Below are 14,231 nucleotides of genomic sequence, written 5' to 3' on the forward strand. Positions count from 1 at the left end.
TAATGATAAAGGCACTTGTAGAAAACGGACGTCTGGCAAGCTTAGTCATTGCACTACTCATTGTCGCCGGATTAGGCGCAATATCCAGCCTGCCGAGAATGGAAGATCCTGATATCACCAATCGGTTCTCATCAGTGATCACTCACTATCCGGGCGCATCGGCCGAACGCGTCGAAGCCTTAGTGACCGAGGTATTGGAAAATCAACTGAGACGGCTCGAAGAGCTCAAGCTGGTGCAATCGACCTCACGCCCCGGAATATCTGTGATACAGCTCGAGTTAAAGGACAGTGTCATCGATACCGATCCCGTCTGGTCAAGAGCGAGAGATCTCGTTGCCGACTCAAAACCTTTGTTACCCCAGCCGGCTCAGAACGCCATATTGGACGATCAGGTCGGCTATGCTAATACTGCCATTCTGGGACTCGTGTGGAAAGGTGGCGGAGAAGCTCGCACCGATATGCTTAACCGCTACGCTAAAGAGCTACAGAGCAGATTAAGACTGCTTAGCGGCACCAATTTCGTGAAACTCTATGGCGCCCCTACCGAAGAAATTTTAGTCCAGTTAGATGGAGACAAAGTTAACCGCCTGAAGCTATCTCCGGCCGCAGTGGCACAAATTCTTGGCAATGCCGACACTAAAGTCTCTGCCGGCGAAATCAATAACAATAGTTTCAGAGCCTTAATCGAAGTATCCGGCGAGTTAGACTCGGTATCCCGGGTGCGTCAAGTCCCGCTTAAAATTGATGAACAGGGACAGATCATCCGCTTAGGGGATATTGCCACCATCTCAAGGCAAGCCAAAACCCCGGCAAGTACCATAGCCCTAATCGAGCAAGATCAAGGCGTGATGGTTGCGGCCCGCATGCTCAATAACACGCGCGTCGATCTCTGGTTAGCTAAGGTCAGAGATGAAGTTGAGGCACTGCAAACAAGTATTCCGGCCAACATCGAAATTCAATGGCTGTTCGATCAAGAAAGTTATACCAGCGAGCGTCTGGGCGATCTGGTGGGTAGCTTACTCTTAGGTTTCATCATCATATTAGTTGTCTTGATGCTGACTCTGGGGTTACGTAATGCGGTAATCGTCTCCCTTTCTCTGCCTCTCACGGCCCTCTTTACCCTCGCCTGCATGAAATATATCGGTCTGCCAATCCATCAAATGTCAGTCACTGGCTTAGTGGTGGCGCTCGGTATCATGGTCGATAATGCGATTGTTATCGTCGATGCCATTTCACAGCGCAGACAACAGGGGATGACAAGGTTAGATGCGGTGAGTAAGACGCTGCATCACCTCTGGTTACCGTTAGCGGGCTCGACCATCACCACCATGCTCGCCTTCGCACCTATCGTATTGATGCCGGGGGCGGCCGGTGAGTTTGTCGGTGGAATCGCTATCTCTGTGATGTTCGCCTTGGTGGGTTCATACCTTATTTCACACACCTTGATTGCCGGCCTCGCCGGGCGCTTTGGTGTCGAAGGTGAACAGCAACAATGGTATCAGGCGGGTATCCGCCTCCCCTTCGTAAGCAAACTGTTTAAATTAAGTTTAAGAACCGCGCTGAAACGTCCGCTGTTATCCGGTCTCATAATCGGCATCTTCCCCATCTTAGGTTTTATCGCTGCGGGTCAGATGACAGAACAGTTCTTTCCGCCATCGGATCGCGACATGTTCCAGATAGAGGTTTACCTCTCCCCGCACGCGAGTATAGAAAGCACACGAGGCCGCGTTGAAGAGATTGATAAGCAGCTACGAAAAACAGCGGGAGTCGAGCGTATCGATTGGGTCGTAGGTGGTAACACCCCCTCTTTTTATTACAACCTGTTACAGCGACAGCAAGGCGCCAGTAACTATGCCCAAGCTATGGTTAAAGTTACAGACTTTGATACCGCAAACCGATTAATTCCACGGCTTCAACAGAGTCTGGATCTCGCTTTTCCCGAGGCGCAGATATTGGTAAGAAAATTAGAACAGGGTCCCCCTTTCAACGCGCCTGTTGAGTTGAGAGTATTTGGCCCGAATTTAGACCAACTCAGGCTCATCGGAGATGAAGTCAGACGCATTTTATCCAATACCGCCGATGTTATTCATACTCGAGCGACCTTAAGTGCCGGCGCACCTAAGGTGTGGTTCCAGATCAATGAAGATGCCAGCTTAATGAGTGGACTCAATTTAACTGAGATAGCCAACCAAATCCAGATGGCCACCACAGGCATTAAAGGCGGGAGTATACTGGAGCAGACAGAATCTCTGCCAGTCAGGGTTCGACTACATGACAGCACGCGGGAGCAGCAAACTAAACTGTCGGAAATCAATCTCGTCTCGCCTTCGGGCTCTGAGATCCCCCTTTCAGCCCTGTCCACTAACCGAATCGAAGTCAGCCGCGGCGCAATCCCCCGCAGAGATGGTCACAGAGTCAATACCATCGAAGCTTACCTGGTCAGTGGAGTCCTGCCTCAACAGGTGCTCGACGATGCCAAAGTTAACATAGATCAACTGGTGCTTCCCGCCGGTTATCATATTGAGGTGGGTGGCGAGAGTGCGAAACGAAACGAAGCCGTGGGCAACCTGCTTTCAAATGTCGTATTAGTCGTGACCTTACTGCTGGCCACCGTTGTTCTCTCCTTTAACTCCTTTAGATTAACGGCCATCATTCTCTTCAGTGCCCTTCAATCGGCGGGGCTTGGCCTGTTGGCGGTATATACCTTTGGCTATCCATTTGGTTTCACCGTGATCATCGGCCTGCTCGGACTTATGGGTCTGGCCATCAATGCGGCGATTGTTATCCTGGCAGAACTCGAAGAGCTGCCCGATGCGAGATCAGGCAAGATAGAATCAATTGTCAGCGTCGTTTCCGGCTGTGGCAGACATATTGGTTCCACGACTATCACGACAATTGGTGGCTTCCTGCCCCTTATCATTGCCGGCGGTGGTTTTTGGCCCCCCTTTGCCATCGCCATTGCGGGCGGGACACTACTGACGACATTGCTCTCGCTGGTTTGGGTGCCGACCATGTATCAACTCATTATGAAACCGGCAAAGAAACAGCGGTTAACACCTTCCCAATTGGGCACAGAAGCTAAGATAGAGGTCTAGCTTTACACCTGTGATGAAGCTCGCTCGGGGGCTTCATCACTCACATTCTTATATTCATGGTTCTGTGCATATAGTTCTGCACATATAGTGCGTACGTACGTGCCAGTTACTTCACCTCTTCCATACTCTTCTCACATACTTGCAAAAAAACTGATGGAAAATGTGTATTTCCCCCAATTTAATGTCGCTTTTAGACCTATATCAAATCATTGATAGTTAATGTGATTTACATTATCGCTTAACATAATAAAAGCGGACCAAAAAATGAATTATAAAAACTGGCCAATTTCACAACAGATAGGCACATTAGCCCTGATATTAACCGTTATTGTATTTGGAGTTATCGGCAGTATCTCATACCTTACCGCAGCCGATGTACTCGAAGAGAAAGCCGTCACCGCCATGCAGGCTCAGATGCATGGCACATCAGATCTGATTGAGGTGCAATACGGTAGTCTATTGACCCTTGCCCGTCGCAGCGCCGATGTCCTGCGCGCCATGTATCCCGGCCAGTTCAGAAAGCCAAACAAAACAGTCAAAGTATTAGGCAAGATAACCCCCGCACTCGCCCATGAAAAAGAGCAGATCAACGCCTCGAAGAGTAAAGTTGATCGCTTCTCAAATCTCACCGGCGGTACAGCAACCGTGTTTGTCCGAGAGGGCGATGACTTCCTGCGTATCTCGACATCCTTGAAGAAAGCCGATGGCAAACGTGCTCTGGGCACTTATCTGGGTAAAAACCACCCGGGTTATGCCGCATTAATGAGTGGTCAGGCTTATGAAGGTTACGCCAAGTTATTCGGCAAAGACTACATGACTGTATATCGACCGATCACTGATGTTCAGGGAGAAGTTATCGGTATCCTCTATATCGGCTTCGATATCACAGAATCGTTAACTCAGCTCCAGCAGGCGATGAATAAACTCAAGATTGAAGAAACCGGTTATTTCATGATCATGCGAAAGAGTAATCAATCTGTCGTTGCCCACCCCAGTGTCAACTCGGGAGAACAGATGACTCAGCAGATGCTCGGTGGCCTGTCGATTGAGCAAGCATTAACCAATGATGGGTCCTGGGAATACATCAACAATAACAACGAACCTATGTACGCCTATAGTGTCAACATTCCCGGCTGGGATTGGGCACTGGTTGGCTTCGCTAAGGTCAGCGAGCTTAATGAGGAGAGTCTTAAATTACTCAGTATCAATGTCTCTGTGGCCGCAGTAGGGATTATCTTAATCACCTTAATGCTATTCATTGTACTAATGAAAACACTTCACCCATTAAAAGTGCTTCAACAGCAGCTGGATCAGCTTGGAAAAGGCGATCTCTCACAAAGCTTCAACAGACCCAATACAAACAGCAAGAATGAAGTCGATATGATCACCATCAGTACCTCTCAGATGGCCGATAGTTTAAGACAATTGATTATGGCGCTGCAGCAATCGGTGAGCACCCTAGAGACCCAAGCCGCTGAAGCCCAGCAAACCGCAAGGCTTAATGGCGAAGAGGCGCAGTCATTGATGGCGCAGACAGACCAGATCGCCACGGCAATCGAAGAGATGTCGACCTCCATTCGTGATGTTGCCAGCCATGCCAGTGAGGGAGCCAACAAGAGCCAGCAGGTTGATACCGCCTCACGCCAAGGCCATGACCAATTGACTCAAGTCGTTAATGGCTTGGCAGAGCTCAGTCATCAACTCAATAACAGTCATGTCAGCGTCGAGAACGTGACCAAAGAGAGTGAAGCGATCAGTCAGGTCACTGAAGTGATCAATGGGATAGCCGAGCAGACAAACCTGCTTGCCCTGAATGCCGCAATTGAAGCGGCGCGAGCGGGTGAACAGGGGCGTGGATTTGCCGTCGTCGCCGATGAGGTCAGAACGTTGGCACAGCGAACTCAAACATCGATTCATGAGATTGGCCTGACCATCACTCAACTGCAGTCTCAGGTAAAGACCACGGCGGAACAGATGGGACAGAGCCATCAATTGGGTATTGCATCAGCCACTCAAGGGGAAGAAGCTGGCATTCAACTGAACCAGATCACCGAGAGTATCGGTGAATTGGCCATCTCATCGAGCAGTATCGCCAGTGCAACGGAGCAGCAAAGTGCCGTAGCCGATGAGATAACCCGTAACCTACACCTGATAACTGAGCTTGCCCGCGAAGGTGAACAGAGAGCCGGTGAAAATGTCGATGCAGCGCAGGGCTTATCGGATCTGGCCATAGAGCTAAAACAGAAGATTAGCGTATTTAAAGCGTAAACAAGCTATTTTTATTAAGAGGGCCTGAATGCGTTAAGCATCTGGGCTCTCAAACTCTCATCTCCTCCCTCCCCCCTCAAGCATGAACAACTATGAATTCTGAAACGAGTTCATAATGACAGCTCAAACCTCGAACCTCGAACATTCAAGCAGGCTTCTGGAACCAGCAACAAGCTTCGCGGCTAAAGCCGCTCCTACAATTAATGCGCTGCCATGTAGGACCGGCTTCAGCCGGGAAAGACAATAACCGGGAAAAGTAATCAAAGGGTCGTAAATGCTCCAATGGGGCTGCATCGCTCAATGCTGTTAATATAGGCCAATGACAAGCAATTTATATCGGAGTCGCTATATGCAAGTTGAAGAGCTTCCCGGACTTGGTCCTAGGTCAGCAAAGTGGCTTAATCAAATTGGCATCTACACGAGAGATGACTTAATCAAAGCGGGTCCGGTCACGATTATGGTCAGGATGGAGCGTGCTGGTATAACTCCCGGACTGAACATGCTCTATGCGCTTGTGGGGGCGATAGAAGGCATTCACTGGCAAGAGGTTACACGGACTCGCAAGGCAGAGCTTGTATTGGCGCTCGATGCGGCCAGAGAGCTTGAGAAGTTATAACGGCCATAATCAAAAGCGCCCTGTATATCTAGCTTTATCGATGAGGCAGGAAAGAACTTCGCGGCTAAAGCACGCTCCTACACAAAAGAGACACAAAAAAAGCCCCGCAAGGTTAATACCATTGCGGGGCTATTCAGCTAAAACTAAATCACACTATCATTAGTCTTGCTTATCTGCTTCTCTGTCCATGTTTTCAGTATTTTCAAGCCATAACGCATTGATAATACCGAAAGAACAAGCCAGCAAAACACCTAAAATCCAAGCAAAATACCACATGATGTTGGCTCCTAATCAGTAAAGTGATGTCTTGTTATTCTCGATAAAGCTGCGAGATAGACGACCAAACATCTTCAAATAAGTGTACACAGTGTAGCTAAGTACAATAGGTACGAAGATGATTGCAGCCCAAGTCATAACAGTCAGCGACATTTCACTTGCAGTCGCATCCCACATAGTCAAACTCACGTTTGGCTCGAGTGAAGATGGCATAACAAATGGGAACATAGCCGCACCACAAGTTAAGATCACGGCGGCAATCGCCAGTGAACTGAAGAAGAAGGCGAAACCACTACGGTTTAGACGGCTCGACAGCAGGACTAAGATAGGCATAGCCAGTCCAATGACTGGGAACAACATAGTAATAGGGTACTTGTCGTAGTTAGCCAACCATGCCCCCGCTTCGACGGCAACCGTCTTAAGCGTTGGATCTGAGATGCCATAAGTATCTATGGTTGAAGTGATCACATAACCATCGATGCCATTAACCAGCCAGACACCAGCTGCACCAAAGAAGACGAATAACAAGGCTGATAATACTTGAGCGGCCTTAGCAGCACGAACTCTCAACTCACCTTCAGTCTTCATCTGTAACCAGGTCGCACCTTGCATCATAAACATGCTGACACACACCAGACCTGCCAGTAATCCAAACGGGTTCAGTAGACCGAAGAAGCCACCGTGGTACGTTGCACGAAGGTATTCGTCAAAGTTAAACGGCACACCTTGCAATAGGTTACCAAAAGCAACACCAATGATCAGCGGAGGAACAAAACCACCGACAAACAACGCCCAATCCCAAGACTTACGCCATCTTGGATCTTCAATTTTTGAACGGTAATCGAAGCCAACAGGACGAAGGAATAATGCAAACAAGACCAACATCATAGCGACATAGAATCCTGAGAACGATACACCGTAAACCATAGGCCAAGCAGCAAACAGTGCGCCACCTGCAGTAATTAACCAAACCTGGTTACCATCCCAATGTGGAGCAATCGAGTTGATCATGATACGGCGTTCGGTGTCATCTTTACCTATGATAGGCAAAAGTGCGCCAACTCCCATATCGAAACCATCAGTTACAGCAAACCCGATGAATAGCACACCAATCAGTGCCCACCAGATCAATCTTAACATTTCATAATCAAACATAATCAGATCTCCCGCTTAGGCATCAAGCTTTTCAAAGTGGTATCTACCAGTCTTAAGACAACTTGGACCTTGGCGAGCAAACTTAATCATCAAGTAAGCTTCAATCACAAGTAAAATGGTATAGAACAAGGTGATAGAGATAATACTGAACCAAAGATCACCTACCGATAAGCTAGATGCTGACATAAAGGTCGGCAGGACTTCTGAAATAGTCCATGGTTGACGACCATATTCGGCGACAAACCAACCACACTCGATGGCAATCCAGGGAAGAGGTAAGCTAAATAACGCCGCTTTCAAGACCCAAGGTTTCTCATCGATTTGATGACGCGTGCTCTGCCAAAATGCTGCAGCGAATACCAATAGCATCACCATACCAGCACCGACCATGACTCTGAACGACCAGAACATAGGTGCAACGCTAGGTATCGAATCTTTAGCTGCTGCAACAATCTGTTCTTCAGTCGCATCGACAACCTTATCGGTATAGCGCTTCAGCAACAGACCATAACCCAAATCAACTTTTGCTTCATCGAAAGCTGTACGTAGTTCAGGTGTTACATTACCCGCACGCAATTCAGTCAACATTGCGTAAGCTTTCATACCATTACGAATACGAACTTCATGTTCTTCGATAAGGTCGTGAATACCTGTTACCTGCTCATCGAGAGAGCGGGTCGCAATAATACCCATAGCGTATGGGATCTTAATGGCGAAATCAGTTTCCATTGTCTCTTGATTTGGGAAACCTACCGCAGTGAAGGCTGCAGGAGCCGGTTCCGTGTGCCATTCAGCTTCAATTGCAGCCAATTTAACACGTTGTGCCTCACCCACTTTATAGCCTGATTCATCCCCAAGGACGATAACAGAAAGAATCGATGCCATACCAAAGCTTGCAGCAATCGCGAACGAGCGACGTGCAAACGGTAGATCACGTTTCTTGATAATATAATATGAGCTGATTGCAAGGACGAACATGGCACCGGCAACATAACCCGACGCCACGGTATGAACGAACTTCACTTGCGCAACAGGGTTAAATAACACATCTCCCCAACTCGTCATCTCCATGCGCATGGTTTCGTAGTTGAATACACTACCGACCGGGTTTTGCATCCAACCGTTAGCAACCAAGATCCACAATGCAGACATGTTTGAACCTAACGCGACTAACCAGGTAACCGCAAGATGCTGACGCTTACTGAACCTGTCCCATCCGAAGAAGAACATGCCCACTAAGGTAGATTCAAGGAAGAAGGCCATCAAACCTTCAATGGCTAGCGGCGCGCCAAAAATATCCCCGACATAATGAGAATAATATGACCAGTTAGTACCAAACTGGAACTCCATGGCGAGGCCCGTGGCCACACCCAGAGCAAAGTTAATACCAAACAACTTACCCCAAAACTTGGTCATATCTTTATAGATCTGCTTATCCGTCATCACATAAAGTGACTCCATGATAGCCAGCAAGAAAGCTAAGCCCAAAGTTAAGGGAACAAACAAGAAGTGATACATAGCAGTCATCGCAAACTGAAAGCGCGATAACTCAACAACCTCTTCTAAAATCATTAGTGACTCCTTAGGTGGTGCATCCATCTATCATAATGAGATCCCCATCGATTATGATAAATGCCTATTTAGGAATTTTGTTTTAGTAACATTTATACGCAATTAAGCAACATAAATGGCTAAACATCATTTTTTTATTAATTAGCCGAGTTATTAAACAAACATTCCAAACCCGGTACGATTTTACGACGAACTTCACACTATTTATTTTATTTGTGACAGAGACACAAATAAGACATCTAAAAAGTGAGCTAAATATTATTTATCAAAAACTTAACTCAAACCCATGCCCTTTCTCACCCCTATTTTATACCATTCAAAATTGATTCAAATCAATCAATCACTCTGGACAAAGCGCATTTTGTGGATAAGGACACAGTTCCACCCAGCGCAGCATTGACCCACGCAGAAAGTCGTGATAGGAGTCTTCGTTACGCCAAGTTTTTTGCATTTTTAAATCAACTCAACCATATTGTGTATCAAAACCAAAAAACACAAGAAAACATGAAATCAAAGATAAGTTATCTTAACCCTTAACAATTTACGATCAACCTTCAAATAAGGATAAGTTGTTAATTTAATACGGTATAGAATAAAAATAATCGCGTACAGATACAAGCCCACACAATAACAGATTAGTTTTTATAATCATACAATCAAGTTTTTCTAGTTTGATAAGATAATCAATACCGCATATTATACGTCCTGTGTTGAGGAGGCAGCTTGTTAACCCGGTGAAGTAGCCCGGCAAGGCCTAACTCCGCTCACATCATCTAATTACTGTGTGGAGATACCGATATGAAAAACTTATTTGATCGTCTAGTTTGCAACTACCAGCGTGTTTTTGTTGAACTTTATACTGCAAGAGAGCTATAAACCGGCTTTATTGCTACCCAACTGCTCTTGAAGTTTTGTTAGCGCAAAACGGCCACCTAGCTCTAAAAGCCAGGTGGCTTTTTCATTTCAAGGTCCTCTCCCTCTTTATACCTATCGGTATTACCAGAAAATAAACCACTGATAAGGAGCCCCGCCCTCTTTCTAACTTCTGTGAACTCACTAATTGTTGTTATTGAGCCCCATAGCATGCCGAATGACTCATTTTTCCAACTTTAGAATCCCATTATTTGCTAATATTGATGTAAGCACTTATTTAATATTGTTATTTACACCATGAAAATTCCAAAAAAAAAGAGCTTCGAAATTTTCGAAGCTCTTTTTAATGATTTTGGCTTTAGTAAACGTTAAATTAGCCTACGTTAACACGAACGTTTCTGAACATTCTCATCCAAGGGCTATCTTCGCCCCACTCATCCGGATGCCATGAGTTAGCCACGGTTCTGAATACACGTTCAGGATGCGGCATCATAATCGTCACTCGTCCATCGGTTGAACTTAATGCGGTAATTGCATTAGGCGAGCCGTTTGGATTTTGTGGATACTGTGTCGCAATCTGGCCGTTGCCATCAACATAACGCAATGCAATTGTGCCTGACGCTTCTGCTGCAGCTAATGCCTGGGGTGATGCAAACTCGGCACGCCCCTCGCCATGTGAAACGGCGATAGGCATACGTGAACCTTCCATGCCTTCAAAGAACAAAGATGGACTCTTCTGCACTTCTACCAGACTAAAGCGAGCTTCGAAGCGCTCCGAGCGGTTACGCACGAAATGTGGCCAAAGCTCTGTACCCGGAATGATCTCTTTTAGATTAGACAACATCTGGCAGCCATTACACACACCAAGAGAGAAGCTATCACTGCGCTCGAAAAAACCACTGAACTGCTCACGAGCACGCTCGTTGAACAGAATAGACTTAGCCCAACCTTCACCCGCTCCCAATACGTCACCGTAAGAGAAACCACCACAAGCCACCAGCCCCTGGAACTCTTTCAGGCTAATACGACCGCTTAAGATGTCACTCATGTGAACGTCTCGAGATTCAAAACCGGCTCGGTCAAACGCCGCTGCCATCTCAATATGTGAGTTTACGCCCTGCTCACGCAAGATAGCCATCTTAGGTGCAGCACCTTTGAGGATATATGGCGCAGCAAGGTCTTCACTCGGATCGAAGCTTAAATCAACGGTTAGCCCCAGATCTGTCGTGTCCTGCTTAAGCTTAAACTCTTCCAGCGCACACTCAGGGTTATCCCTCAACGACTGCATGCGATGGGTTGTTTCAGCCCAGATAGTACGCAGAGAAGTGCGAGACTCGCTTAATACTTCACGCTCACCGTCACAAATAGTGATCAGATCCGCAGATGTAAGCTCTGCGACCTTATGACACGGCACACCAACAGCTTCAAATTTCGCAACGATTGAGTCGACTTTTTCACGGCTTACCTGGATAACACCGCCAAGCTCTTCGTTAAACAGACGCTCAACATCGTTACCATTCAATGCGCTGATATCGACATTCAGTCCTGTATGACCCGCAAATGCCATCTCTACCAATGTGGTATAGAGGCCGCCGTCACTTCTATCGTGATAAGCGATAATTGACTGGTCAGCAACCAATGGCTGGATGACTTCGAAGAAACCTTTCAGCGTAGAAGCATTATCAAGATCCGGCGCAATATCACCCAGTTCACTGTAAACCTGTGCTAAACAAGAGCCACCAAGACGGTTTTGGCCAAGGCCTAAATCAAGGAGTAGCAGATCTGTCTCACCTTTATCGCTGCGAAGCTCCGGAGTCACAGTGTTACGAATATCCTGGACCACACCAAATGCGGTGATAACCAGAGACATCGGAGAGGTCACGGTCTTTTGCTCACCGTTATCTTCCCACGCCGTCTTCATGGACATAGAGTCTTTACCCACAGGAATCGTCAATGACAACTCTGGGCATAGCTCTTCACCGATGGCTTTTACTGCTTCATAGAGGCCGGCATCTTCACCTGGGTGACCCGCAGGTGACATCCAGTTAGCAGACAACTTGATACGCTTGAACGAACCGATGTCGGTACCTGCGATATTCATAATCGACTCGGCAACGGCCATACGTGCCGAGGCACCAAAGTCCAATAGCGCAAGCGGAGTACGCTCACCGATGGACATAGCTTCACCAGCGTACGAATCATAGCTTGACGCAGTAACCGCACAATCGGCGACTGGCACCTGCCAAGGGCCGACCATCTGATCGCGATTAACCAGACCCGTTACCGTTCTGTCACCGATAGTGATAAGGAATGTTTTCTCAGCAACCGTCGGTAGACGCAAGATACGATGCGCCGCTTCTTGCACTTCAATCACACTCTGATCCAGCGCAGCCGAATTAGCCTTAGCGCTGACAACATCGCGGCTCATCTTAGGCGCTTTACCTAATAAGACCTCTAAAGGCAGATCGATTGGATGATTTTCAAAGTGCTCATCACTAAGGAGCAGTTCTTTCTCTTCAGTTGCTACACCAACAACCGCAAACGGCGCACGTTCACGTTCACAGATAGCGGTAAATGTTGCTAAGTTTTCAGGCGCAACTGACATCACATAACGTTCCTGTGATTCGTTACACCAGATCTCGAGTGGGCTCATGCCTGGCTCATCTGAAGGGACTTTACGTAGCTCAAACTTACCGCCACGCTCACCATCATTAACGAGTTCAGGGAAAGCATTAGATAGTCCACCCGCACCGACATCGTGGATAAACTGGATTGGGTTTTCATCACCCATCTGCCAACAACGGTCGATCACTTCCTGACAGCGACGCTCCATCTCAGGGTTCTCACGCTGAACGGAAGCAAAATCTAAGTCTTCACTGGACTCACCCGATGTCATCGAAGAGGCAGCACCGCCGCCCAGACCGATGTTCATCGCAGGACCACCCAGTACAATTAGCTTAGCACCAACAGTGATCTCGCCTTTTTGCACATGCTCTTCGCGAATATTACCTAAACCACCGGCAAGCATAATTGGCTTGTGATAACCGCGCACTTCGACACCGTTGTGGCTGCAGACTTCCTGCTCGTAGGTACGGAAATACCCCACCAGTGCCGGACGGCCAAATTCGTTATTAAATGCCGCACCGCCGAGTGGGCCTTCAGTCATGATATCTAATGCAGTAACGATACGATCAGGTTTACCGTAATCGGCTTCCCAAGGCTGTACAAACCCCGGGATCTTAAGGTTTGAAACGCTAAAGCCGGTCAAACCTGCTTTTGGCTTAGAACCACGGCCGGTTGCACCTTCATCTCGAATTTCGCCACCCGAACCTGTTGCCGCACCTGGATATGGGCTGATAGCGGTAGGATGGTTGTGAGTCTCCACCTTCATCAAGATATGCATAGGTTCGCTGTGGTAATCGTACACACCGTCTTGTTTCGGGAAGAATCGACCTGCTGTTGAGCCTGTCATTACCGCGGCGTTATCTTTATAAGCCGACAATACGTTTTCAGGCGTGGTTTCGAAGGTGTTCTTAATCATCTTGAACAATGATTTTGGTTGAACCTCACCATCGATTGTCCAATCGGCATTGAAAATTTTGTGACGACAATGCTCTGAGTTCGCCTGAGCAAACATCATCAACTCGACATCGTTGGGATTACGGCCTAAACGATTAAAGTTATCAACCAGATAATCAATCTCATCGGTCGCCAGTGCGAGACCGAGTTCAGTATTCGCCAACTCCAGTGCACGGCGACCTTCGCCTAAGATATTAACGCTTTTTACTTCACCGGGCTCGGTGCGGGCAAACAGCACCTGGGCCTTATCGAAACTGCTCAAAATCACTTCGACCATACGGTCATGCACGAGTGAATTTAACGTCTTTTGTTGCTCACTGTTAAGCGCTGCAGATTCGACATAATAAGCAACACCACGCTCTAAACGCTTTACCTTGTCCAGGCCACAGTTGTGTGCAATATCGGTAGCCTTGGATGACCAAGGTGAGATCGTGCCCGGGCGTGGGGTAACAAAATGAAGTGAACCTTGTGGTGCGTGCGCTTCGATTGCGGGACCATAAGTGAGGAGTTTCTCGAGTTGCTGGGTCTCACTTTCATCTAATGACTCAGACAAATCGACTAAATGAATATACTCAGCATAAATTCCACTAACTGGAAGCGATGCATGATCGCAAGCTTCCATTAATTTTTGAACTCTAAACGCTGATAAAGCAGGGGCTCCGCGGATGATCTCCATCACGTCATTTCACCTTATAGATTTATATTATAATTGCAGGGTCAGATTTGGCGCTATTATAGGGAAATGTGAATGACAAATCATCCGTAGTCGCTATCGAAAACAGTGTTTCCTGTTAATC

General features: G+C 47.3%; 7 protein-coding genes. 3 read left to right on the forward strand and 4 right to left on the reverse strand.

What is annotated here, in order from left to right:
* Positions 1-2 precede the first annotated feature (2 nt).
* From SSED_RS16305 to SSED_RS16315, 3 genes are all read left to right on the forward strand, one after another.
* Positions 3-3,095: an efflux RND transporter permease subunit gene (locus tag SSED_RS16305; RefSeq protein WP_012143447.1), complete on the forward strand. Its 3,093-nt coding sequence runs from the start codon at positions 3-5 to the stop codon at positions 3,093-3,095.
* 264 nt (positions 3,096-3,359) lie between these two features.
* Positions 3,360-5,363 (forward strand): methyl-accepting chemotaxis protein, encoded by a 2,004-nt coding sequence (locus SSED_RS16310; RefSeq protein ID WP_012143448.1) that lies wholly within the window; start codon positions 3,360-3,362, stop codon positions 5,361-5,363.
* A 349-nt stretch (positions 5,364-5,712) separates the two neighbouring features.
* Positions 5,713-5,979 (forward strand): TfoX/Sxy family protein, encoded by a 267-nt coding sequence (locus tag SSED_RS16315; protein ID WP_041421743.1) that lies wholly within the window; start codon positions 5,713-5,715, stop codon positions 5,977-5,979.
* Between the two features lie 159 nt (positions 5,980-6,138).
* On the opposite strand, the gene cydX is transcribed toward SSED_RS16315, so the two are convergent.
* The 4 genes from cydX to purL all read right to left on the reverse strand — a co-directional run bounded on the left by cydX (position 6,139) and on the right by purL (position 14,110).
* The gene (cydX, locus tag SSED_RS24155; RefSeq protein ID WP_012143450.1) at positions 6,139-6,255 is read right to left on the reverse strand and encodes a cytochrome bd-I oxidase subunit CydX; all 117 of its coding nucleotides are present in this window, start codon (positions 6,253-6,255) and stop codon (positions 6,139-6,141) included.
* Between the two features lie 15 nt (positions 6,256-6,270).
* Entirely contained in the window at positions 6,271-7,410 is a 1,140-nt protein-coding gene (gene cydB / locus SSED_RS16325; protein WP_012143451.1) for a cytochrome d ubiquinol oxidase subunit II, read from the reverse strand.
* 15 nt (positions 7,411-7,425) lie between these two features.
* A complete protein-coding gene (locus tag SSED_RS16330; RefSeq protein WP_012143452.1) occupies positions 7,426-8,982 on the reverse strand; it encodes a cytochrome ubiquinol oxidase subunit I in 1,557 nt (518 codons plus the stop codon).
* A 1,246-nt stretch (positions 8,983-10,228) separates the two neighbouring features.
* Positions 10,229-14,110, reverse strand: coding sequence for a phosphoribosylformylglycinamidine synthase (gene purL / locus SSED_RS16335; protein WP_012143453.1), 3,882 nt, complete (start codon positions 14,108-14,110; stop codon positions 10,229-10,231).
* Positions 14,111-14,231: the final 121 nt, after the last annotated feature.

It is taken from the genome of Shewanella sediminis HAW-EB3, assembly GCF_000018025.1.
Classification (GTDB): domain Bacteria; phylum Pseudomonadota; class Gammaproteobacteria; order Enterobacterales; family Shewanellaceae; genus Shewanella; species Shewanella sediminis.